The following is a 22,895-nucleotide window of genomic DNA, read 5'->3' as shown; positions in this document are numbered from 1 at the left end:
GAGTCCATCAGAACAGGAAGTACCGCTGGGCCATGGGCAGCTCGGAGGCGGGCGCGGGCTCGACCTCGTTCCCGTCGACGCTCACCGTGAACGTGTCCGGGTCGACCTTGATCTCCGGCAGCGCGTCGTTCAACGGCATGTCCGCCTTCCCCAACCGCCGGGTGTCCTTGACCGCGACCAGGCGCCGCTTCACGTCGAGGCGTTCGGCGAGGCCGTCGTCCAGCGCGGCCGGGGCCACGAAGTGCACCGACGTGGCCGGAGCTGCGGTCGCGCCCCACATCGGGCGGGGGAACACCGGCTGCGGCGTCGGGATGGAGGCGTTCGCGTCGCCCATCTGGCCCCAGGCGATCATGCCGCCCTTGAGTACGACGTGCGGCCGCACGCCGAAGAACGCCGGGTCCCACAGCACCAGGTCGGCGAGCTTGCCCACCTCGACCGAGCCGATCTCCGCGTCGAGACCGTGCGCGACCGCCGGGCAGATCGTGTACTTGGCGACGTAACGACGGGCGCGGAGGTTGTCGTCCAGGCCGCCCCGGTGGCCCTTCATCACGTGCGCGGTCTGCCAGGTGCGGATGACGGTCTCGCCGATCCGGCCCATCGCCTGGGAGTCCGAGCCGATCATCGAGATCGCGCCGATGTCGTGCAGGACGTCCTCGGCCGCCATCGTGGTCGGGCGGATCCGCGACTCGGCGAACGCGAGGTCCTCCGGCACCGACGGATTCAGGTGGTGGCAGACCATGAGCATGTCGAGGTGCTCGTCGAGCGTGTTGACCGTGTGCGGCCGGGTCGGGTTGGTCGAGGACGGCAGGACGTTCGGGTACCCGGCGGCCGTGATGATGTCCGGCGCGTGCCCGCCGCCGGCGCCCTCGGTGTGGTATGCGTGGATGGACCGGCCGCCGATGGCGTTCAGCGTCGACTCGACGTACCCGGCCTCGTTGAGGGTGTCGGAGTGCAGGGCGACCTGCACTCCCGAGGCGTCGGCGACGCGCAGGCACGCGTCGATCGCGGCCGGCGTCGACCCCCAGTCCTCGTGCAGTTTGAAACCGGACGCGCCGCCGCGCAGCGCCTCCCACATGCCCTCCTCGGACACCGTGTTGCCCTTGGCGAGCAGCGCCACGTTGACCGGAAAGGAGTCCATCGCCTCCAGCATCCGGGCGAGGTACCAGGCGCCGGGGGTCACCGTCGTCGCCTTGGTGCCCTCGGCCGGGCCGGTGCCGCCGCCGATGAGCGTGGTGACACCGGCGCCGAGGGCCTCGTCGACGAGCTGCGGGCAGATCAGGTGGACGTGCGAGTCGACCGCCCCGGCCGTGAGGATCCTGCCGTTGCCGGCCAGGATCTCGGTGGACGGGCCGATCACCAGGTCGGGATGGACCCCGTCCATCGTGTCCGGGTTGCCGGCCTTGCCGAGCGCGACGATCCGGCCGTCGCGCACACCCACGTCGGCCTTGACGACGCCCCAGTGGTCCAGCACCACGACCCCGGTGATCACCAGGTCGGGCGCCCCCTCGGCGCGCGTCGCCACACCCTGGCCCATGGACTCGCGGATCATCTTGCCGCCGCCGAAGACCGCCTCGTCGCCGGCCCCCGCGCCCCGGGACAGATCGTCGGTGACCTCGATGAACAGGTCGGTGTCGGCGAGGCGTACGCGGTCGCCGACGGTCGGTCCGTACAGCTGCGCGTAGCGGGAGCGCGAGATCTCAGTCATGGCGCAGCCCCGGTACGACCGCGCGCCCGGCGAGGGGCACCAGCGACACCTCGCGCGCGATCCCCGGCTCGAACCGTACGGCGGTGCCCGCGGGCACGTCGAGCCGGTGACCGCGCGCGGCCTCCCGGTCGAAGTCGAGCGCGTCGTTGGCCTGCGCGAAGTGATAGTGCGAGCCGACCTGCACCGGCCGGTCCCCGGTGTTGACGACCGTGATCGTCGTACGCGGACGGCCGGGGTTCAGCTCCACCCGGCCCTCTCCGGCCACGATCTCGCCCGGGACGGATCCGGCGCTCATCCGAACCTCCCTCTGGTGGAACCCGCGTGGCCTCCCCGCGTCACGGGATCGGCCGGTGGACGGTGACGAGCTTGGTGCCGTCGGGGAAGGTCGCCTCGACCTGCACGGAGTCGAGCATCTCCGGAATCCCCTCCATGACGTCCTCGCGGCTGAGCACGGCACGCCCGGCCTCCATGAGATCGGCGACGCTCCGCCCGTCGCGGGCGCCCTCCAGGACATAGGAGGCGATGACCGCGGTCGCCTCGGGATGGTTGAGCCGCAATCCGCGGGCGCGCCGGTCGCGGGCGAGGCCGGCCGCCACGTGGATCAGCAGCCGTTCCTGCTCGTGTGGGCTGATCAGCACAGCTGGACGCTACCTTCCGCTCGAGCCCGCGGGAACGGGCCGGTCGTGGATGTAACAGGAACTTCACGTGAGCCGGCCGCGGGGGAGTCAGGCATCCCTACCTTCTTTCTCGGGCCGCTCGGGCCAGTCGTAGGGTTCGAGCACCCAGGGGTGCCGGGTGTGGCTGTCAGGCATCTGCCGTCTGTGGCTTCCCTCGATTGGCCGCCCGGCACCCCGCGACGACTCGGCCGCTGATTGAGAACTGCGAACACGTCGCTGTGTAGGGATGAGCCGGCGAGGTCGTCTGCGGGAAGACCAGGACAAACGCGCTGGGAGGCGATGTTGAGGCGGGCATGGGCCGGGATCGATATCGGCAAGGGACACCACCACGTGGTGGTCATCGACGCAGACGGGCAGCGGCTGCTGTCGCGGCGCGTGGCCAACGACGAGACCACGCTGGGCGAGCTGATCACGCAAGTGCTCGGCCTGGCCGATGAGGTGACTTGGGCCGTGGATATGACCACCGGCGGCGCGGCCCTGGTCCTGGCGCTGCTGATCGCTCACGGGCAGCAGGTCCTCTACATCTCTTCCACCATGGTCAACGCTGCCGCCGGCGGCTACCGCGGGGCAGGCAAGACCGATGCCCGCGACGCTGCGATCATCGCCGACCAGGCCCGCATGCGCCGCGGCCTGGCCCCGCTGCGGGTCGATGACGAACTCATCGTCGAGATGCGGATGCTGACCGCCCGCCGCGCCGACCTGGTCGCCGACCGCACCCGGATGGTCAACCGGCTGCGCGAGCAGCTGTTGGCCCTCTGCCCGGCGCTGGAGCGCGCCCTGGACGTGACGAACAAGGGCCCGCTGGTCCTGCTCACCGGCTTCCAGACCCCTGCGGCGATCCGCGCGGCTGGTGCCGCGGAGCTGGAGCGCTGGCTGAGCGACCATGGCGCCCGGCGGGGTACCGCCGACCTGGCCGCCCGTGCGGTGCAGGCCGCCAGATCCCAGACCACCACCCTGCCGGGCGAGCAGTTGGCCGCCATGCTGGTGGCCGACCTGGCGAAGGGGGTGATGGCCCTCAATGAGCAGATCAAGCACATCGACCTGCTGATCGAGGACCGGTTTCGCCGCCACGAACTGGCCGAGGTGATCATCAGCATGCCTGGCATCGGCGTGTTGCTCGGCGCCGAGTTCCTCGCCGCCACCGGAGGCGACCTGACCGCCTACGCCTCCGCCGACCACCTGGCCGCCTACGCCGGCCTGGCCCCGGTGCCCCGCGATTCGGGCCGTATCCACGGCAACCTTCACCGACCCCGCCGCTACAACCGCGCCCTCAATCGGGTGTTCTACACATCCGCGCTGGTGAGCATCCGCTTCAACGCCGAATCCCGGACCTTCTACGACCGCAAGCGCACCGAAGGCAAGCTCCACACCCAAGCCGTCCTGGCCCTCGCCAGACGGCGCGTCAACGTCCTGTGGGCACTCATCCGAGATCGCCGCTGCTACGAGCAGAGTCCTCCGGCCGCCCAGGCCGCATAGCTCGATCATCACTTGACAAACCTCATTGAGAATCGAAGGCGTCCCAGCGGTCGCGGAGGGCCTGCTCGCCGTCGGCCGTCAGCTCACCCCAGACACGGAGCCGGCCCACGCCGCCGTCGGGGTAGATGTCGAGCCGTACGTGTGTCACCTCGGCCCGTGGGGCGGCGGCGTCGAGTCGGAAGTGGTGGCGGCCGTCCGGCTGGATCCGGGTGGGTGGCAGGAGAGGGGTCCACTCCTCCGTCACCCGGGCGTCCCGGCCGGAGAGCGCCGCCCAGCCCGGGGCGTTGAACTTGAGGTGCGTGGTGTCGATCTCGACCAGCCTCGGCCTGCCGGGGGCGGCCAGTTCCACCGTGACCCAGTCGTTGCCGTCGTCGCGCCGCCGCGCGGTCTCCCAGCCCTCGCCCTGGTGGCGTGGCAGGCCTGGGGCCAGGATGTTCTCCGGCGCGGAGTAGAACAGGTTCGAGCAGCCCGTGACGCGCGCGCCGTTCTCCAGCGCGGCCAGGTCCACCGTCAGGCCGGTCAGCAGCCGCGGGTCCGGGACGACCTCGCCGTGCACGCGGAGCCGCGCGACACCGCCGTCCGGGAAGATGTTCAGGCGGACATGGGTGAACCGCCGCGCCGCCAGGACCGCGAAACGGTGCTCGGCGTCCCCGGTCAGCGGGCTCCGCGGCACGATCTCCACCCACGCGCGGGCGGCCAGCTCCTCGGCCGACGGATAACCCTCCGCCGCGCAGGCCTCGACCGAGGCGTAGGCCGGGAAGTTCCCCCGGAACCAGGCGGTGTCGATGACGACCCCCCGGATCACGCCGGGCAGCCCGAGCCGGACCAGGGCCCAGTCGTGGCCGCGGTCGTCGACCTTCAGCCCGAGCGCGGACGGCCGCCGCCGGGCGGTCTCCCAGCCGTCGTAGACCTGGCCCTTCCGGCCGAAGGTCTCCGCCTGATGGCGGGCAGCCCAGGGGTTGATCAGGTTCTCCCGTTCCGCGAAGGACTCGTCGCTCGCGGCGAGGACGGAGCCGCCGAGGTTCCGGACCGCCAGATCCGGCAAGGAGGTGAAATCGGCCATCGTTCAGCTCCCCGGTACCGCGGAGCGTCTCCGCAGGAGGCGCCCGCGAGGCGTGTCGCCCACGACCTCGCCGCGCAGCCAGGTGGCCCGCACGACACCGGTGAGCTCGCGGCCCGCGTAGGGTGTGACGTGGTGACGGGTTCGTAGCGCCGCCGGGTCGACGGTGAACGTCTCGTCCGCGGCGAAGGCCACGAGGTCGGCGTCGTCGCCGACCGCGATGGCGCCCTTGCCCGGGACGCCCGCCAGCGCCGCCGGCGCGGCCGACATCCACCGCACCACGTCCGCCAGCTCGTGACCCCGGCGGCGCGCCTCGGTCCAGACGGCGGGCAGGCCGAGCTGCAGGGAGGAGATTCCGCCCCAGGCCTCGTCGAACCCGCCGCGCTTGAGTTCGGGCGGGCAGGGCGAGTGGTCCGTCACGACGCAGCCGACCACTCCGGCGGCCAGGCCCTGCCAGAGCCCGTCCCGGTTGGCGGCGTCGCGGATCGGCGGGCAGCACTTGAAGTGGGTGGCGTCCGGCCGGATCTCGGCGGCCGACAGCGTCAGGTAGTGCGGGCAGGTCTCGGCGGTGATCCGCACGCCCCGCGCCTGTGCCCGGGCCAGCGGCTCGAGGCAGTCGGCGGCCGACAGGTGCAGGATGTGCGCCCGTGTCCCCGTCGTCTCGGCCAGCCGGATCACCTGCTCGACCGCCTTGTGCTCCGCGCTCGGCGGCCGCGCGGCCAGGAAGGCGTCATAACCGCCGTCGGCCGGGGCCGTCAGCGCGCCCGGGTCCTCGGCGTGCACGATGACCAGGCCCTGGAAGGCCCCGATCTCGGTGAACGCCTTCTCCATCTCGTCGTACGACAGCGGCGGGAACTCCGGCACGCCGGAGTCGGCGGTGAAGCACTTGAAGCCGAAGACCCCGCCGTCGTGCAGGGCCCGCAGCTCCCGCGTGTTGCCCGGAACGGCGCCGCCCCAGAAGCCGACGTCCACGAAGCACCGGCCGGACGCCGCCTCCTTCTTGACGGCCAGCGCCGCGGAAGTGGTCACGGGCGGGAGCGAGTTGAGCGGCATGTCCACGATGGTGGTCACTCCGCCGGCCGCGGCGGCGCGGGTCGCCGTGGCGAAGCCCTCCCACTCCGTACGGCCCGGCTCGTTGACGTGGACGTGCGTGTCGACGAGCCCCGGGAGCAGCGCGATGTCGCCGAGGTCCACCCGGGTACCGGCCGGGGGAGCGTCGTCGTGGTCGCCGATCGCGGCGATCCTGCCGTCCCGCACGGCCACGGCCGCGGGCCGCTCCCCTTCCGGCAGCAGCGTACGGCGCGAGCGCACGACCAGGTCGAAGACGGAGTCCGGGCTCATGGGGACCTCGTTCTCCGGTAGGCGGACCAGTCGCCGTGTTCGGTGATGTCGAGCAGTTCGGGGAAGGACGTCGGCGGGCGGCGGAGAACCATGGCCAGGGACGAGGTGCCGTCGACCAGCTCGATCACGCCCAGTTCGAGCTCGGGCGGCTCGGCCGGCAGCAGCCGGTCACGCAGCACGTCCATCGGCACGTCGTAGACCTCGCCCGCGATGCGGGCCCCGCCGTGCGCGACCGGAAGAAGGGCGGGGAAGCGGTCGGCGACCGAGTAGAAGCGGTATCGGGGCGCGGTCGTGGTCGCGGCGGCCAGCGGCGCGCCGTCCAGGAGGTGATGCAGCGGCCCGCCGCGCATCGCCCCGCCGTTGAGGAACATCAGCGGCATATGTGCTCCGGTCGGATCGGTACCCGGGTGAGCGCCCTTCCGGTGGCGTCGCGGACGGCCGCGACGATGGCGGGCGTGGAGGAGAGCGTGGGTGGTTCTCCCGCGCCTCGCAGTCCGTACGGTGCGGCCGGGTCGGGACTCTCGAGGATGTCCAGCCGCATGGGCGGCGTGTCGAGGATCGTGGGGATGAGGTAGTCGGTGAAGGAAGGGTTCCGGACGAGGCCGTCCTGGACGACGATCTCCTCCATCAGCGCCAGCCCGAGGCCCTGCGCGGAGCCGCCGTGGATCTGGCCTTCCAGCGACAGCCGATTCATGATCTTTCCGACGTCCTGGACGGCGGCCAGCTCCACCACCTTGACCAGGCCGAGCTCCACGTCGACGTCGACCACGGCGCGGTGCACGCAGAGCGCGAGCTGGACATGGGTGTCGCCCTGTCCGGTGACGGGGTCCATGGGGACGGTGGGCCGGTGGTGGTATTCGCGGGTCTGCTCGACGACTCGGTCGCCGAGGACGTCGGCGATGTCGGCCAGCGCGCCCGCCGACGCCGACACGACCTTTCCGCCGATGAGCGACAGATCGCCGAGGGTCGTACCGAGGCGTTCCCGGGCCAGCGCGAGGACGTCCGCGCGGACCGCCTCGCAGGCCGCCTTCACCGCGCCACCGGTCATGTAGGACTGGCGCGAGGCGGAGGAGGAGCCGGCGTCGCCGACCCGGTCGTCGGCGGGCCGTACGGTCACCCGCTCGACGCCCAGCTCGGTACGGGCGATCTGCTCCTGCAGCGTGACCAGGCCCTGGCCGACCTCGGCGGCCGCGGTGTGCACCACCGCCGTCGCCTCGCCGCCGACGACCTCCAGCCGCACCCGGGCGGTCGAGTAGTCGTCGAAGCCCTCGGAGAAGCAGATGTTCTTGATGCCCACGCCGTAGCCGATACCGCGGGCCACGCCCTCGCCGTGGGTGGTCTGGGAGACGCCGCCGGGCAGGTCACGCAGGTCGGTGGTGCCCGGCGGCGCGGGCAGTGGCATGGCCTCCAGCCGGGTGAGCATCTCTTTCAGCGGGGCGGGCGAGTCGATGACCTGGCCGGTGGCCAGCTTGGACCCCTGGCCGGCGGCGTTGATCCGGCGGATCTCCACCGGCCCGACGCCGCAGGCCGCGCCCAGCCGGTCCATCATCGACTCGTAGGCGAAGCAGGCCTGTACCGCGCCGAAGCCCCGCATCGCGCCGCACGGCGGGTTGTTGGTGTAGACGCCGTACGCGTCCATCCGCAGGTTGGGGATCTCGTACGGTCCGACGCCGAGGGAGGCCGCGTTCGCCACCACGGCGAGCGAGGAGGAGGTGTAGGCGCCGCCGTCGAGCACGATCTCGGCGTCGGCGTAGAGGATCCTGCCGTCGCGGGTCGCGCCGTACTCGTAGCGCATCAGCGCGGGGTGCCGGTGCACGTGGCCGAAGAACGACTCGTACCGGTTGTAGACGATTTTGACCGGTCGGCCCGTGTGCAGCGCCAGCATGCCGGCGTGGATCTGCATCGACAGGTCCTCGCGGCCCCCGAACGCACCGCCGACGCCGGCCACCGTCATCCGGACCTTCTCATCCGGCAGGCCGAGGCAGGGCGCGATCTGCCGGAGGTCGTTGTGCAGCCACTGGGTGGCGACGAACAGGTCGAGCCCGCCGTCCTCACCCGGCACCGCCAGACCGGACTCCGGCCCGAGGAACGCCTGGTCCTGGATGCCGACGGAGAAGTCACCGGACACGACGACCTCCGCCCGCGCGCGGGCGGCGGCCACGTCTCCCACCCGGACCGGCTGGTGGCGGACGATGCCGCCGCGCTCCTGGACCCTGAGGCGGTCCGGGTCGGCGATCACGGCGCGCGCGTCGGTGATCGGTTCCAGGACCTCCCACTCGATGCCGATCTTCTCCATCGCGCGCCGGGCCGTCTCCGGGTGGTCGGCCGCGACGAGCGCGATCGGCTCGCCCTGGTGGCGGACCTCATCGATGGCGAGCACGGGCTGGTCGGCGTGCTCCAGTCCGTACAGCTTGCGTCCGGGCACGTCCTCGTGCGTCAGGACCGCCTCGACGCCGGGCACCGCGAGCGCGGGGCCGATGTCGATCGATCGGATCCTGGCGCGAGCGTGCGGGCTGCGCAGCGTCGCGCCGAACAGCATCCCGTCGATCCACAGGTCGGAGGCGTAGGCGAACTCGCCCGTGACCTTGAGCGTGCCGTCGGGCCGGAGCACGCTGTCGCCCACCCCGCCATGGCCGGGGGCGACGACGTCCTTCGCCTCGCGTGCCGGAACCGTCGTCACAGGACCTCCTTCGCCAGCTCCATCAGGCGGCGGCGCGCGGCGGCGCCGGCCTCGGCGATCTCGTGCTGCGGCGCGGAGACGACCACGTCGTCGGCCACCACCGTCCGGCCGCCCACCAGCAGCCTCGCCAGCGGCGGGGACTGGCCGTGGACGAGCGCGACCACCGGGTCTTCCACGGCGGCGTGGAAGCCGTCCACCCGCCAGACGGCGACGTCGGCGAGCTTGCCGACCTCCAGGGAGCCGATCTCGTGCTGCCGGCCGAGGAGCCGAGCGCCGCCGAGAGTGCCGAGTTCCAGGGCCTGCCGGGCGGCCAGCGCGCTCGGGCCGTACCGGGCCCGCTGCAGGTACATGGCCTGCCGGAGCTCGCCGGCCATCGGGACCATCTCGGCCGACGCCGCGCCGTCCACTCCCAGGCCGACCGGGACGCCGGCGCCGAGCAGGTCGCGGACCCGGGCGATGCCGGCGCCCAGCCGCGCGTTGGAGCTGGGGCAGTGTGCCGTGCCGGTGCCCGTGCCCGCCATCGCGGCGATGTCGGAGTCACTCAGGTGGACGGTGTGCGCGAACCACACGTCGTCGCCGAGCCAGCCGACCTGCTCCATGTACTCCACCGGAGTGCGGTTCAGCTGCTCGCGGCAGTACTCCTCCTCCTCGAGGGTCTCGGCGAGGTGGGTGTGCAGCCGTACACCCTTGGCCCGCGCCAGGCCGGCCGACTCGACCAGCAGTTCCTTGCTGACGGAGAACGGAGAGCAGGGGGCCACCGCGATCCGCAGCATGGAGGAGAACGAGTCGTCGTGGTAGGCGTCGATCGCGGCGGCGGTGGCCTCGAGGATGTCGTCGAGACTCTCCACCACCTCGTCCGGCGGCAGTCCGCCGTCCGATCGACCGCGGTCCATCGAGCCCCGGCAGGGGTGGAAGCGGACGCCGACGCGCCGGGCGGCGTCGATCTCGGCGGCGAACAGGTCGCCGCGCCCCTTGGGGAAGATGTAATGGTGGTCGGTGGTCGTCGTGGCACCCGACCTGGCCAGCCAGCCGAGCCCGGCGGCCGCCGCTCCGCTCACGACCTCGGCGTCCATTCGCGCCCAGGTCGGGTAGAGCGTCACCAGCCAGTCGAAGAGCGTGTCGTCCTTGGCCAGCCCCTGAGAGGCCCACTGGTAGAGGTGATGGTGGGTGTTGACCAGCCCCGGGGTGACCAGGCAGCCCCGGGCGTCGATCCGCTCCGCGCCGGCGGCGAACGGCGCAGGGCCGGACCCGATCGCGGTGATCCGGTCGCCTTCGATCACCAGATGGCCGTCGGGGATCTCGGCGCCGACGACCGGCGCGAGGTGGGCGCCCTCGATGATGACGGTCATCGGCCGGCGGCCTTCAGCTCGGCCGCACGGCGTACGGCGTCCAGGATCTTCTCGTACCCGGTGCACCGGCACAGGTTGCCGGCGAGCGCCTCGCGGATCTCCGCGTCGGAGGGGTCGGACACTCGAGTGATCAGGTCGTCGGCCTGCACGAGCAGGCCCGGTGTACAGAAGCCGCACTGCACGGCTCCGCACTCCACGAACGCCTGCTGGACGGGCGTGAGGCCGTCGGCCGAGGCCAGGCCCTCCACCGTCCGCACCTCCCGGCCCTGCGCCTGGCCCGCGGCGACGAGGCACGCGCAGACCGGCACGCCGTCGAGGTAGACCGTGCACGAGCCGCACTCGCCTTGCTCGCAGGCGTTCTTGGCGCCGGGCAGGCCCAGGCGCTCGCGGAGCACGAACAGCAGGCTCTCGCCCTCCCACACGTCGTCGGCGACCTGTTCCCGGTCGTTGACGCTGAACGTCACGCGCATTCCAGGGCTCCCTTCCGGTGGTCGTGCCACGCCCAGGTCAGGGTCCGGCGCGCCATGACGCCGAGCGCGTGCCGGCGGTATTCGGCCGTGCCGCGCACGTCGTCGATGGGGCTCGCCGCCGCGCCGACCAGTTCGCCGAAGCGCGCGGCGACCGCCTCGTCCAGGTCGCCGTCCCAGTCCGCCTCACCGGCCAGGAACTCCTCGGCCGCGTACGCGCGCAGCGGGGTGGGAGCGGCGGAGCCGATCCCGGTGCCGACGCGCCGTTCGCCGGGGAAGAGCGCGATGGAGAACGAGCAGACCGCGATCACCATCGCGTTACGCGTACCGATCTTGGAGAAGTACTGCGGGCCCGCCACCGGGGCCACCCGGAATGCGCGGACCAGCTCGTCGGGCCGCAGCGCGTTGCGTTTGACGCCCAGGTAGAACTCGGCGGCCGGGATCATCCGGACGCCCCGGGCCGCCGATTCGACCTCGTACACCGCGCCCGCCGCCAGCAGCGGCGGATGCGCGTCGCCGGCGGGCGACGCCGCGCCGAGGTTGCCGCCGACCGTGCCGCGGTTGCGGATCTGCGGCGAGCCGACCGTGCGGGAGGCCTGGGCGAGACCGGGCAGCCGGTCGCCGAGCTCGGCCATCAGCCGGGCGTACGAGACGCCGGCGCCGACGCGGACGGTCCCGTCGGGCAGCGTCTCCCAGGTGGCGAGCTCGGGGACCGGGCCGAGGTCGAGGAGCGCCGCCGGGCGGCACGTGTCGAAGTTCAGTTCGACCATGACGTCGGTGCCGCCCTGGATGGGCAGCGCCTCCGGGCGCTCGGCCTTGGCGGCCAGCGCCTCCTCCCAGCTCGTGGGGCGCAGGAAGTCCATCCTTCTCGTCCCCCTAGTTCCAGGCGAATCCGGCGTCGGGGGCGTCATCGGCGAGGACGGCGCCCTCGATCAGGCCGTACGGACGGTCGGCGGCGAAGAACACCTCTTGCGGGTTGTCCAGGCCGAAGGGCTCCAGGTCGACCGTGAAATGGTGCTTGTTGGGCATCGCGAGGCGGATCTCGCAGATCTCCGCGCAGGCCTCCAGGGCCTGGCCGCCCATCGCGTACAGCGTCTGCTGCAGCGAGAGGCTGTGGGTCCCGGCGAACGCGTCGAGCATGGCCCGGCGCACCCGCTCGTACGACGTGCCGAAGGCCTCGTGCTCGCCCCGATGCCGCCACGCGGCGCCGACCTCGGTGGCCAGGACGCGGTCGCGGGTCGGCCGGAGGGTCGTGTATTCGTCCTCGATAAAGCCGTGGAACTCCGAGCCGGTGGAGTTGAGGACGGTCAGACCCTTCAGCCCGGACACGATTGTGACCTGCCGCGACGGTCCGTCGTGGTGGGCGACACAGGTGCGGATCTCGCGGCCGGACCTGACAAAGGAGTGCTGTCCCCGGCGCGTGCCTCCGTACGTCGGGATCCGGTCCCAGAAGTACTCCTCGACCTCGACACGCGCGTGGTGGATGGTCGGCTGGGAGTCGACGAAGTGCCGTGCCAGCCGCAGCGCGAACTCCTCGATCTCGGCGATGCCGAACTTCCTGGCGAAGGCGAAGACCGTGTTCTTCTGGCTGTCGGTCGGCAGGACCGCCGCGTTGTCGCCGTGCAGGTGGGCCGCGTCCATGTCCCCCGCGAGGGAGACGCTGACGTTGCAGTCCTTGATGTGATGGACGTCGCCGTCCCGGGTGATCCGGACGACCCGGGTCTCGGCCTTGCCGTACCTGTTCGGCCCGAGTCGCACGGCTAGCTCCCTCGGTAGGTGGAGTAGGCGAACGGACTGAGCAGCAGGGGAATGTGGTGGTGCCGGTCGGGCTCGCTGATCGTGAAGGCGACCGCGACCTCGGGATAGAAGGCGGAGATCCGCTCCGTCTCGAAGACCAGCCGGTGGACGCCCGCGCCGGGGGCCGGCCAGTCCCCGAACCGCCCGTCGGCGTCGGTACGGCCCGCGGCCACCGGCTTCCAGGATCCGTCGGCCGCGCGGCTCTCCAGCCGTACGGGCACGCCCTCGGCGGGCCGTCCGACCGCGGCGTCCAGGACGTGGGTGGACAGGGACATCTCAGCGGTCTCCTTCCGTGACGAGCTTGGCGAGGCGAAGATCGACGATCTTGGCCAGCTCGGTGCGGACGACGCGGCGCTCGGTCTCGACGTCGTGGTCCAGTCGGGCCCGCAGCTCGGCGAGCAGCTCAGCGGCGCTCCGCCCGATGGCGCAGATCAGGAAGACATGGCCGAAACGTTCCTCGTACGCCACGTTACTCTCGGTCATCGCCCGCCGGATCTGCGCGGCGGCCGCGTCCATTCCGGACTGCTCGCCGCGGGACCATCGGGCGTCGCGCCCGGCTCCCTCCGGCCGGTCCCCGATCCGGGGGTGGGCGGCCAGCGCCTCGAGGACGTCGTCCCAGCCCAGCCCGGCCAGGGCGCGGGCCGAGGCGGCCCGCAGGGCGGCCAGATCCTCGTGGCGCCCCGCCGCGACCGCGCGGGCCCATCGGCGGGAGGCGCAGCAGGCCAGCAGCTCCGCCTCGGACGGCGCTCGCGTAGACTCGTCCGGCCTCCCTTGATCGGACGGTGCCACCACCGGACCTCCTCACCCGTTCGCCCATTTACGGCAAGTACACATAGGTCGGACGGGGTAGGTCGAGACGCAGGACCTCCGAACCGTGACCGCCGGCCTCTGCGGTGTTCCGTAGGTTCCTCCAAACTCGGCCGTTCTGCCGCGACACCGCCCGGTGTCCACCGGCCGGAGACGATCGACGAAGGGAGCCTTGATGCGGCTGCGGAGTCTCCTGGCCATCCCCGATCTGCGGCTGGAACTCGTCACCGGACACGGTGAGCTCGACCGGACGATCCGCTGGGTGGTCACCACCGACCTGAAGGACCCCGGCCGCTACCTGAGCGGCGGTGAGCTGGTCCTGTCCGGCCTCGTGTGGCGGGCCCGTCCCAGCGACACCGAGATCTTCGTGCACGCCCTCACCGAGGCCCGGGTCTCCGCGCTGGCGGCCGGGGACGCCCGGTTCCACGCCATTCCCGCCGACCTGATCGACGCGTGCCGCCGTCGCGGCCTGCCGCTGTTCCGGGTGCCGGAGGACGTCGCCTTCGACAGCGTGACCGAGCAGGTCATGCGGCGTCTGTCCACCGCCCGCGCCGCCGACCTGACCGCCGTGCTGGGCCGTCACCGCCGCCTGGTCGAGGGCGTCACCGAGGGCTCCGGCCTCGGTCCCCTTCTTGATCTCATCGGCCGTGACCTGGGCATGCGCTGCTGGGTGCTGGCACCTCCCGGCCGGCTGGTCGCCGGCTCCCACGACCTGCCCGACGCCTTCTCGCCCGCCGACCTGGTCCGCGCCTTCCTCACCGCCCCTCGCCTGCCGGTCCCGCTCCCGGGCCGGGACCTCTCGGTCCTTCCCGTCGCCGGGGACACCACGTCACGCGTCGCCGACTGGCTCCTCGTCTGTGAGGGTGACTGGACCGAGTGGTCCGCCGAACGCCGGGCCCTGATCGCCGAGCTGACCGCGATCGTGGCCGTCGAGCGGGCCCGCTCGGACGATCGCCTGAGCGCCGGGAGACGTCTGGCCCAGGAGCTCGTACGTCTCGTCATGGCCGATGCCGCCACCACCGAGATCCTTCCCCGCCTGGAACTGGCCGGGCTCGACCCCGCCGCCGTCATCGCCGTGGCCGCGAGCGCCGAGCGCGCACCGCGTCCGGACGAGCTCTGCCGCCTGCTCCGCGAGATCCTTCCCCTCGGATCCGCCGTGGGACTCGTCGAGGACGAGGCGGTCGCGCTCGTCCCGGCCGGCGGGCCCGACCTCGCCGGAGAGATCCGGAAGGCGCTCCTGGTCCTGGCCCCCGGGCTCACCGACGGCGGCCTGGCGGTGGGCGTCGCCAAGGCCACCACCGCGGAGGGACTGTGCGGCGCGGTCAAGGAGGCCCGCCGCGCCCGCTCGCTGGCTGCCGGCGGCACCGACCCGGTCCGGGTCGTCGGCCCCGGCGAACTCGCCACCCACGCCCTGCTGCTGGCGAGTGTTCCCGACGACGCGCGGACCGTGTTCAGGGATCGCGTACTCGGACCGCTGTGCGCCTACGACGAGGCGCACCGCACCGATCTGATCCGCACGCTGGAGGTCTTCCTCCAGGTCTCCGGCTCCTGGACCAGATGCGCCGACCAGATGCACCTCCACGTCAACTCGGTGCGCTACCGCATCCAGCGCGTCGAGGAACTCACCGGCCGCGACCTCGCCCGGCTCGAAGACCGGGTCGACCTCTTCCTGGCGCTTCGCCTCCGCTGAACGGAAGCAGGGTCCGGTCGTGGACGTGCTCGCTCAGTTGAGGAGCGGGTCATCGGGTGGGGGAGGGGGGTCCAGCGCCTCGAGGATCTCCCCGTCACCGAGTGTCTGACCGGCCAGCGCGACCTCGGGAAGCGTCTGGCCGGTGGGTAGCTGTTTCAGGGGGCCGAGGCCGAGGCGTGCGGCCGGGTCGAGCAGCGCCTGATTCTGGCCGACCGCCGACACGTTCATGCGCCGGAGTGCGGCCCACATCGTCACCTGGTTGGCGGAGAGCACCGGCCGCTGCAACTCGGCCTCCAGGTGCGGGATCACGTCGTAGGTGGGCAGGTTCGTGCAGCTGATGAACAGCGCGTCGGCGGCGCCGACCATCGCCTGGCGGGCCATCTCCTCGACGTCGCGATACGGGACCTTCCAGATCTCCCGGGTCAGGCCGAGGTAGGCCCGCCCGGTCACCGCGACGCCCGCCTCGCCGAGAAAGTCCTCCAGCGAATCGGTCACCGACTTGGTGTACGGGGTGACGATCGCGACACTGCGCGCACCGATCTCCGCCAGCGCTTCGAGGAGCGCGCCCGAGGTGGTCACCGCGGGTAGGCCCGCGGCCTCGCTCATCGCCGCGGACATCGCCTGCTCGCCCGCCGTCCCGCCGACGAAGCTGCCGGAGGTGCACGCGTAGGCGACCACCTCGGGTCGCACCGAGTGCAGCGCGCGGACGGCCTCACGCAGCGTCTCGTGCTCACTGACGATCCGTGCCATGTCGAGGCTGACCTCGACCGGGACGAACGGCGTGCGCGTCAGATGCAGCGACGTGTCGTCTGGTACCCATCGCCACAGCTCGCGGTCGAGCGCGAAGTCGAACGGCGCGACGATGCCGATGCCGCGCTGCGGGATCGGACCGCCGAGAAAAGTGAGCTGCAAGATGACCCCCTTAGGGGCGAAGGTACAAGGCAAGGGCGAAGATTGCTGACTGTTGACAATCTTCTATCTTCAGGGCATCCGGCAAGGCCGACGGCCGGGAGTGGTCAAGCGCGTAACACGAGGCCAGCGGGGGGATCGCCGGTAAGAGCTCGGGTGTCACAGCTCCAGTCTGTGGTGCGGCCCGTCGCCGCACCAGCGAGAATTTCCAAGGGCTGGCATTAGCATCCCTTCATGTTCGAGGTGCGTCGGCTCAGGCTGCTCTGGGAGTTGGCCGCGCACGGGACGATCGCAGCCGTGGCCGAGGCCTGCGCGCTGTCTCCGTCGGCCGTGTCGCAGCAGTTGTCGTTGCTGGAACGGGAGGTGCGTACCCCGCTGCTCATCCGGGATGGCAGACGCCTCGTACTCACCGAGGCGGCTCGCATCCTCGTCGCGCACACCGAGCGCATCCTGGCCGAGATGGAACAGGCGCGCGCGGAGATGGCGGCGCTCGACCACAACGTGCGGGGGACGGTGGGGTTGGTCGCCTTCCCGAGCGCGGCGGGCGTTCTCGCCGCGCCGGCCATCGCCGAGTGCCAGACGACCTATCCGGATCTGCGCGTCCTGCTCGGCGAGGAGGAGCCCGAGCAGAGCGTGGCGGGCCTGCGGGCCCGGCGAATCGACGTCGCGCTGGTGTACGAGTACAACGTCCTGCCCCGGCTGCACGACGCCGGTATCGAGCTGCAGCCGCTGCTGCACGAGCCCCTGCTGCTGGCCCTGCCGCCGATGGGGGGCGGTGGTTCCGGAAGCCTCGAAGAGCTCAGCCAGGAGCGCTGGATCGCGCCGGGCAGCGACAGCGCGTTGCGGTCCGTGCTGGTGCGGGCCTGTAACGCCGCGGGGTTCGATCCGCAGCTTGACTACATCAGCGACGACTACCGGGTGATCATGGCACTCGTGCAGGCCGGGGTCGGGGTGTCGCTGATCCCTCGTCTCGCGGCGGAACAGCTGGCCGCCGAGGTGCGCCTGCAGCCGGTCACCGACCTGCGGCTGAGCCGCACCGTGTCGGTTGCCGTGCGGTCGGGCAGCGGCGGCGATCCGGCGATCGCCGCGCTCGTCCGTGCGCTGCGTCGCGTGGCCGGGTGCGAGTAAGCGCTCATCGGCGGGAGATTCCGCTCGGTAATCGGTGTGCTACTTGCCAAATGATCGTCGAGCTGTTCTCATATCCGGATCGTGTCGACATTCGATTGTCGACAAGAGGGCAGTCGGCTGCGGCGGGGCTCCGACTGCTGCTTGTCCGGCTTGTCGTATTTCAACGACCTCGGATGTGGGCAGCCGACGTTTCTGGACAGACAGGCGGAAGGGATCACCGCGATGGAGCCCCACCAGGCGCCCGACAGCCCCGCTGCGTCACATACCGCAGCCTCACCCCCACGCTCGGATGCCGAGGAGCCCGGGCAGTCCCCCGCAGTCGACAAGAAACTGCTGCGCCGCGTCGTCGCCGCTTCCGCGATGGGCAACGCCATCGAGTGGTTCGACTACGGCATCTACGGATATCTGGCCAGCTATGTGGGAAAAGCGTTCTTCCCGGCGCATGACTCCACGACCCGTCTGCTGTCGACCTTCGGCGTCCTGGCGATCTCATTCGCGATCCGCCCGTTCGGCGGGATGTTCTTCGGGCCGCTCGGCGACCGGCTCGGGCGGCAGCGCGTGCTCGTGCTGACGCTCACCCTGATGTCGCTGTCCACCTTCGTGATCGGCGTCCTGCCCACCTACGCCGTGATCGGCGTCTGGTCTCCCATCCTGCTGATCCTGGCGCGGCTGCTCCAGGGATTCTCCACCGGCGGTGAGTACGGCGGCGCCGCCACCTTCATGGCGGAGTACGCCCCGGACAGAAAACGCGGCTTCTATGGAAGCTTCCTGGAGTTCGGCACCCTCATCGGCCTGAGCGTCGGCGCGTCGATGGCCACGCTGATGTCGACGCTCTTCAGCGACGCGACCGTCTCATCCTGGGCGTGGCGGGTGCCGTTCCTGATCGCGCTGCCGCTGGGCGGGATCGGCCTATACCTGCGGACGCGGCTCGAGGACACCCCGATCTTCGAGGAACTGGCCGCCCGCGGCGAGACCTCGAGGGCACCCTTCCGGGAGACCCTCAGGTACTGGCGGCCGATCCTCATCCTGATGGGCTTCGTGCTGCTGCTGAACGTCACCGACTACGGCATCCTCACCTACATGCCGACCTACCTGAAGGACGTGCTGGGCCTCAGCGAGGTGGCCGGCGACGCGATCCCGCTGGCCGTGATGGTCGGCATGATGGTAGTGATCGCACCGATCGGGGCGCTCTCCGACCGGATCGGGCGCAAGCCGATCATCCTCACCTCGTGCATCGGCTCGATCCTGCTGTCGGTGCCGCTGGTGGCGCTGATGGGCGTCAAGAACATGGCCGCGACCGTGGCCGGCCTCATGCTGCTGGCGTTGCTCCTGGTCATGCTGCTGGCCTCCATCGCCTCCACCCTGCCGGCGCTCTTCCCGACGCATGTCCGGTACGGTGCCTTCGCGATCGGCTACAACCTCAGCACCTCGCTGTTCGGGGGAACGACTCCGCTGGTCGTCACCGCACTGATCACCGCCACGCACAACGACCTGGTGCCCGGCATCTACATGGCGCTCGCCGCCCTGATCGCTCTGGTGCCGCTCCTGCTTATGCCGGAGACTGCCGGGCATTCACTCCGCGGACGCCGTGCCCCGGCCGAGAACGAGGCATCCATCCTCGAAGACGCCGTGGTACCGAACCCGACCGTGGGAATGGCCGGATCCCAAGCCGTCGGCGGGTAATGAAGAGCCCGCCGGAATACCGCGAAGCCGAATCGCCGAACGATCGGAGGACCGACAGTGGATGATCGTTACATCGAGATCACGCTTGAGAAGCGCGGCGTGAGCTGCGTCGCGAAGCTGCTGGACGACAGGGCCCCGCGTACCTGCGAGGCGGTCTGGAACGCCCTTCCCCTGGGCAAGGACGTCTTCCACGGCAAGTACGCCCGCAACGAGATCTACACGCTGGTGCCGGCGTTCGCCGAGGTCGAGCCGGGCACCGAGAACCCGACGATCACCCCGATCCCCGGCGACGTCGCCTACTTCACCTTCGCCAACTGGCAGCTGAGCACCAGCTCGCACGGCTACACGCAGGGAGGCCGTCCACAGGAGGCGGAGAGCATCATCGATCTCGCGTTGTTCTACGAACGCAACAATCTGCTGCTCAACCCGGACACCGGCTTCGTACCCGGCAACATCTTCGCCACCATCACCGAAGGCCTGGATCGGATCGCCGAGGCGGCGCAGGACCTGTGGCTGTCCGGTGTGATCGGGGAGTCCCTGACCTTCAAGCGCGCCTGACCGGAAGGGGTGGGGCCGGGCGAACGCCCGGCCCCACCCCTTTTCCGTCCTGCTCGATCAGCCGTGCGGCCGGACCGGGCCCGCGGACACGACGCCATCGTTCACCAGCGCCTCGAAGAGCGTGTGGGAGGCGCGCAGCACCAGCGCGTCCTGGTGCCGGGCGGCGACCAGTTGCACACCCACCGGAAGTCCCTCCGCGGTCGTCCCACAGGGCACGCTGGCCGCCGGCTGCTGGGTGAGGTTGAAGGGGTAGCTGAACGGCGTCCAACCGGTCCAGCGCTCGAGGCCGCTGCCCTCGGGGACCTCCCGGCCTGCCTCGAAGGCGGGTATCGGGACGGTCGGCGTCACCAGAAGGTCGTGGCGTTCGTGGAACGCGCCCATCCGCCGGCCCAGCGCCATGCGCTCGTCCACCGCGCCGAGGTAGTCGAGGGCGCTCATGGCCGCTCCCCGCCGGCATATCTCCCGCAGCCCGGGGTCGAGCCGCTCCGACTGCTCGGCCGTCAGGTGCTCGACCACCTTGGCCGCGCCGGAGAACCACAGCGTGTGGTAGGCCTCCACCGGGTCGGCGAATCCGGGGTCCACCTCCTCGACGTGCGCACCCGACTCGGCGAGCAGCGCGACCGCCCGCCGCACCCGGGCGGCCACCTGCGGATCCACCGGCGCGCCCGCCAGGGTCGGGCTGTAGGCGACGCGCAGGCCGCGCACCCCGCCGTCGATCTCGGCCCGGAAGCTGCCCGCGTACGGCGCGAGAGCCGACCAGTCGCGGCTGTCGGCGCCGCAGATCACGTCCATCATGAGGGCCGCGTCCGCCACCGTACGGGTCATCGGCCCGGCGTGGGCCAGAGTGCCGAACGGGCTCGCCGGGTAGAGCGGGATCCGGCCGTACGTGGGCTTGAGGCCGAAGATGCCGCAGAACGCGGCGGGGATGCGCACCGAGCCGCCGCCGTCGGTGCCCACCGACAGCGGGGCCAGACCCAGCGCGACGGCGGCCGCACTGCCCCCGCTGGATCCTCCGGAGGTGCGCGAGGGATCCCACGGATTACGCGTCACTCCGGTCAGCGGGTTGTCGGTGACTCCCTTCCAGCCGAACTCCGGAGTCGTCGTCTTGCCGACGAAGACCGCTCCGTGCTCGCGCATCCGGGCCACGCTCGGCGCGTCCTCGTCCCAGTCGCGGTCGGGGTCGACACTCAGCGAGCCGCGCAGCGTCGGCCGGCCCTTGGTGAGCAGCAGGTCCTTGATGGAGACCGGAACGCCGTCGAGCAGGCCCTGTGGTTCACGTCGGCGCCAGCGCTCCTGCGATGCCCGCGCCTGCGCGCGCGCCGTGTCACCCTCGACCAGGCAGAAGGCGTTCACCAGGGGATCGAGCCGTTCGATGCGGTCGAGCACGGCATCGACCACGTCCACGGGGGACAGGGTCCGGTTCGCGTACGCCGTGACCAGCTCCGTCGCGGTGTACGCGCAGAGTTCGTCGGTGCTGGGGCGCCCTGTCTCGGTCCTGCCGTCGTCGAGCTCGGTCATCGGATGCCCTCCTCGATCTTCGGGGTGTCCGCCGCGGCCACGGGCACGTATCCCAGCTTCTTGTCCACGATGTTGTGCAGCGGCCGGCCGGTCACCCAGCGCTCGAAGTTGGTCAGGAAGACCTCGGCGAGGTCCTCCAGCCAGCCGTGCGTGTCGGCCGACATGTGCGGGGAGACGAGCAGCCCCGGGGTCTGCCACAGCGGGCTGTCGCCGGGCAGCGGCTCCTCCCGGAACACGTCCAGGGCCGCTCCGCCCAGCCGGCCCTCGCGCAGCGCCGCCACCAGGTCGTCCTCGACGACCAGCGGGCCGCGGCCGACGTTGATGAAGCGCGCGCCGCGCTTCATCCGGCCGAACGCCGCGGCGTCGAACATGTCGGCCGTCTCGTCGGTCAGCGGCGCGGCACTGACCACCCAGTCCGCCTCCGGCAGCAGCCGGGGCAACTCGGCGAAGCCGTGGACGCGGCCGAAGTCCGGATCGGCCTCCCGGGCGGTGCGCGCCACGAGCGCCGTCCGCAGGCCGAGCGCGGACAGCAGGCGGGCCGTGGCGCGCCCGATGGGGCCGCCGCCCACCACCACGGCACGGGTGCCGGTCACGCGTTCCGTCTCCCGGTGCCGCCAGACGCGAGAGCGCTGCAGGTCGTACGTGCCGGGCAGATCCTTGGCCATGGCCAGTACGAGACCGGCCACGTACTCGGCGATCGGCTGCTCGAAGACCCCACGGGAATTGGTGATCACGGCGTCCGAGTCGATCAGCGCGGGGAACAACAGGCGATCCACACCGGCGCTGGCGGTGTGCACCCACCGTGGTCCGCCGTGTTCGGGCCAGGCCGCCGGCAGAGCATCGGTCAGGAAGTCCCACACCAGGAGGACGTCGGCCTCCGCCAGTGCCTCCCGCAGGCCCTTCTCCGTGACCTGCCGTAGCCGGGCCGCCTGACCCATACGTTCCAGGAGCGGTGGCTTCTCGTCTCCGAGAACCACGACGACAGGGGGTCCGGTCTCGCTCATCAGGCGCCCTTCAGATCGCTGCGATGGTGCTGGGGGTCCCGCATGCCCGGGCGGGGAGCCGTTAGGACATCCGATAACGCCGCCTCGTCATGGTGTTGACACGCTAGGTACCCGTTCTTAGTGTTGTCAACAATCTACATATCGGTGCCGAGGTGGTTCGGCACGCGCCACTCTCCTCGGCCACGGCTCCGACTTATTGCCGAATGTCAACAGGCTGCAAGGCGACTTAGACTGTCCCTTGCTTCGAAAGGGCGCTGAAACGCATGACTGACCGGACCGCGACGGTGGGATTCCTTTACCCGGGATATTCCGCGGAGGATGACTACCCGCTGCTGGAGAGCAAGGTCGCGGGCGGGGTCCGGCTTCCGCTCGTCCACACGGACATCGGGGAGGACGCCCACCGGGTGGACGCTCTGCTGGAGATGGGGGCGATCCACCGGCTGGCCGACCGGGTCGGACGGCTCAAGGAGCACGACGTCGACGCGGTGGTGTGGGCCTGCACCAGCGCCAGCTTCATCTTCGGATGGGACGGCGCCCGGCGGCAGGTCGAGGAGCTCTCGCAGGTGAGCGGTCTGCCGGCGTCCAGCACCTCTTTCGCCTTCGCGCACGCGGCGCAAGCGCTGGGCGTGCGCCGCCTCGCGGTGGGCGCCACCTATCCCGAGGACGTCGCGGCCTACTTCGTCCGCTTCCTCGAGGCCTCGGGCGCCGAAGTGATCCAGGTCTCCGGCCGGGGCATCATCACCGCGGCGGAGGTGGGCACGCTCGGGCGCGAGCAGGTGCTCGAGCTGGCGCGTTCGAACGATCACCCCGACGCCGACGCCGTGCTTCTTCCCGACACCGCGCTGCACACCGCCGCATGGCTCGACGAACTGGAAGAGGCCGTCGGCAAGCCGGTCCTGACGGCGAATCAGGTCAGCGTGTGGGAAGGTCTTCGGCTGGCGGGCGACACCCGGCCGCGGAATGGCCTCGGTTCCCTTTTTCGAAGCACCCACATCACCGCTCCTGTGGGAACTGAGGAGCGGCCTTGACGAAGGAACGAACGCACC

The 22,895-nt window shown here is 71.3% G+C and carries 22 protein-coding genes; 6 read left to right on the top strand and 16 right to left on the bottom strand.

From position 1 onward, the window contains the following. Nucleotides 1-7: 7 nt before the first annotated feature. From ACYVF7_RS30875 to ACYVF7_RS30865, 3 genes are read right to left on the bottom strand one after another with little or no spacing between them, the layout of a single operon-like run. A complete protein-coding gene (locus tag ACYVF7_RS30875) occupies nucleotides 8-1,705 on the bottom strand; it encodes an urease subunit alpha (RefSeq protein ID WP_460347666.1) in 1,698 nt (565 codons plus the stop codon). Next, a complete protein-coding gene (locus tag ACYVF7_RS30870; RefSeq protein WP_460347664.1) occupies nucleotides 1,698-2,000 on the bottom strand; it encodes an urease subunit beta in 303 nt (100 codons plus the stop codon). Before ACYVF7_RS30870 ends, ACYVF7_RS30875 begins: the two co-directional genes overlap by 8 nt. A 40-nt stretch (nucleotides 2,001-2,040) precedes the next feature. Continuing rightward, the gene (locus ACYVF7_RS30865; protein ID WP_460347662.1) at nucleotides 2,041-2,343 is read right to left on the bottom strand and encodes an urease subunit gamma; all 303 of its coding nucleotides are present in this window, start codon (nucleotides 2,341-2,343) and stop codon (nucleotides 2,041-2,043) included. A 318-nt stretch (nucleotides 2,344-2,661) separates the two neighbouring features. Here ACYVF7_RS30865 and ACYVF7_RS30860 point away from each other — a divergent pair, with 318 nt between their 5' ends. Further along, nucleotides 2,662-3,858, top strand: coding sequence for an IS110 family RNA-guided transposase (locus ACYVF7_RS30860; RefSeq protein WP_460345227.1), 1,197 nt, complete (start codon nucleotides 2,662-2,664; stop codon nucleotides 3,856-3,858). 22 nt (nucleotides 3,859-3,880) lie between these two features. Here ACYVF7_RS30860 and alc read toward each other — a convergent pair whose 3' ends face one another. The 10 genes from alc to uraD are packed head-to-tail and all read right to left on the bottom strand — an operon-like array spanning nucleotide 3,881 to nucleotide 13,344. Continuing rightward, complete coding sequence (gene alc, locus ACYVF7_RS30855) at nucleotides 3,881-4,921, bottom strand: allantoicase (RefSeq protein ID WP_460347660.1); 1,041 nt, start codon at nucleotides 4,919-4,921, stop codon at nucleotides 3,881-3,883. Nucleotides 4,922-4,924: 3 nt separating this feature from the next. Next, nucleotides 4,925-6,259, bottom strand: a complete 1,335-nt coding sequence (allB, locus tag ACYVF7_RS30850) for an allantoinase AllB (protein ID WP_460347658.1) — start codon at nucleotides 6,257-6,259, stop codon at nucleotides 4,925-4,927. Further along, nucleotides 6,256-6,639 carry an allophanate hydrolase-related protein gene (locus ACYVF7_RS30845; RefSeq protein WP_460347656.1) on the bottom strand — a complete coding sequence of 128 codons (384 nt, stop codon included), beginning with the start codon at nucleotides 6,637-6,639 and terminating at the stop codon, nucleotides 6,256-6,258. The genes allB and ACYVF7_RS30845 overlap by 4 nt, the downstream gene beginning before the upstream one ends. Next, complete coding sequence (locus ACYVF7_RS30840) at nucleotides 6,630-8,939, bottom strand: molybdopterin cofactor-binding domain-containing protein (RefSeq protein WP_460347654.1); 2,310 nt, start codon at nucleotides 8,937-8,939, stop codon at nucleotides 6,630-6,632. The genes ACYVF7_RS30845 and ACYVF7_RS30840 overlap by 10 nt, the downstream gene beginning before the upstream one ends. Further along, complete coding sequence (locus ACYVF7_RS30835; RefSeq protein WP_460347652.1) at nucleotides 8,936-10,288, bottom strand: 8-oxoguanine deaminase; 1,353 nt, start codon at nucleotides 10,286-10,288, stop codon at nucleotides 8,936-8,938. Before ACYVF7_RS30835 ends, ACYVF7_RS30840 begins: the two co-directional genes overlap by 4 nt. Then, entirely contained in the window at nucleotides 10,285-10,758 is a 474-nt protein-coding gene (locus ACYVF7_RS30830; protein ID WP_460347650.1) for a (2Fe-2S)-binding protein, read from the bottom strand. The genes ACYVF7_RS30835 and ACYVF7_RS30830 overlap by 4 nt, the downstream gene beginning before the upstream one ends. Further along, the gene (locus ACYVF7_RS30825; RefSeq protein WP_460347648.1) at nucleotides 10,749-11,618 is read right to left on the bottom strand and encodes an FAD binding domain-containing protein; all 870 of its coding nucleotides are present in this window, start codon (nucleotides 11,616-11,618) and stop codon (nucleotides 10,749-10,751) included. Before ACYVF7_RS30825 ends, ACYVF7_RS30830 begins: the two co-directional genes overlap by 10 nt. A gap of 13 nt (nucleotides 11,619-11,631) precedes the next feature. Next, the gene (pucL, locus tag ACYVF7_RS30820; RefSeq protein ID WP_460347646.1) at nucleotides 11,632-12,513 is read right to left on the bottom strand and encodes a factor-independent urate hydroxylase; all 882 of its coding nucleotides are present in this window, start codon (nucleotides 12,511-12,513) and stop codon (nucleotides 11,632-11,634) included. Nucleotides 12,514-12,515: 2 nt separating this feature from the next. Continuing rightward, nucleotides 12,516-12,827 carry a hydroxyisourate hydrolase gene (gene uraH, locus ACYVF7_RS30815; RefSeq protein ID WP_460347644.1) on the bottom strand — a complete coding sequence of 104 codons (312 nt, stop codon included), beginning with the start codon at nucleotides 12,825-12,827 and terminating at the stop codon, nucleotides 12,516-12,518. A gap of 1 nt (nucleotide 12,828) precedes the next feature. After that, a complete protein-coding gene (gene uraD / locus ACYVF7_RS30810) occupies nucleotides 12,829-13,344 on the bottom strand; it encodes a 2-oxo-4-hydroxy-4-carboxy-5-ureidoimidazoline decarboxylase (RefSeq protein ID WP_460347642.1) in 516 nt (171 codons plus the stop codon). Between the two features lie 190 nt (nucleotides 13,345-13,534). Here uraD and ACYVF7_RS30805 point away from each other — a divergent pair, with 190 nt between their 5' ends. Continuing rightward, nucleotides 13,535-15,049 (top strand): PucR family transcriptional regulator, encoded by a 1,515-nt coding sequence (locus ACYVF7_RS30805; RefSeq protein ID WP_460347640.1) that lies wholly within the window; start codon nucleotides 13,535-13,537, stop codon nucleotides 15,047-15,049. Between the two features lie 33 nt (nucleotides 15,050-15,082). Here ACYVF7_RS30805 and ACYVF7_RS30800 read toward each other — a convergent pair whose 3' ends face one another. Beyond that, complete coding sequence (locus tag ACYVF7_RS30800; RefSeq protein ID WP_460347638.1) at nucleotides 15,083-15,961, bottom strand: maleate cis-trans isomerase family protein; 879 nt, start codon at nucleotides 15,959-15,961, stop codon at nucleotides 15,083-15,085. Between the two features lie 231 nt (nucleotides 15,962-16,192). On the opposite strand from ACYVF7_RS30800, the gene ACYVF7_RS30795 reads away from it, so the two are divergent. The 3 genes from ACYVF7_RS30795 (at nucleotide 16,193) to ACYVF7_RS30785 (ending at nucleotide 19,327) form a co-directional block, all read left to right on the top strand. Then, nucleotides 16,193-17,086, top strand: a complete 894-nt coding sequence (locus ACYVF7_RS30795) for a LysR family transcriptional regulator (protein ID WP_460347636.1) — start codon at nucleotides 16,193-16,195, stop codon at nucleotides 17,084-17,086. Nucleotides 17,087-17,308: 222 nt separating this feature from the next. Further along, nucleotides 17,309-18,769, top strand: coding sequence for an MFS transporter (locus ACYVF7_RS30790; RefSeq protein ID WP_460347634.1), 1,461 nt, complete (start codon nucleotides 17,309-17,311; stop codon nucleotides 18,767-18,769). 72 nt (nucleotides 18,770-18,841) lie between these two features. Next, complete coding sequence (locus ACYVF7_RS30785; protein WP_460358180.1) at nucleotides 18,842-19,327, top strand: DUF3830 family protein; 486 nt, start codon at nucleotides 18,842-18,844, stop codon at nucleotides 19,325-19,327. Nucleotides 19,328-19,384: 57 nt separating this feature from the next. Here ACYVF7_RS30785 and ACYVF7_RS30780 read toward each other — a convergent pair whose 3' ends face one another. Then, complete coding sequence (locus ACYVF7_RS30780) at nucleotides 19,385-20,845, bottom strand: amidase (protein WP_460347632.1); 1,461 nt, start codon at nucleotides 20,843-20,845, stop codon at nucleotides 19,385-19,387. Further along, nucleotides 20,842-21,849, bottom strand: coding sequence for a D-2-hydroxyacid dehydrogenase (locus ACYVF7_RS30775; RefSeq protein WP_460347630.1), 1,008 nt, complete (start codon nucleotides 21,847-21,849; stop codon nucleotides 20,842-20,844). The genes ACYVF7_RS30780 and ACYVF7_RS30775 overlap by 4 nt, the downstream gene beginning before the upstream one ends. A gap of 263 nt (nucleotides 21,850-22,112) precedes the next feature. Between ACYVF7_RS30775 and ACYVF7_RS30770 the strand changes: the two genes are divergently transcribed. Further along, on the top strand, nucleotides 22,113-22,877 hold the full coding sequence (locus ACYVF7_RS30770) for a maleate cis-trans isomerase family protein (RefSeq protein ID WP_460347628.1): 765 nt from the start codon (nucleotides 22,113-22,115) through the stop codon (nucleotides 22,875-22,877). The last annotated feature ends 18 nt before the right edge of the window (nucleotides 22,878-22,895 follow it).

The organism is Actinoallomurus acanthiterrae, assembly GCF_054775715.1.
Note: the sequence above shows the minus strand (reverse complement) of the source record. Positions and strands in the feature narration are given on the sequence as shown.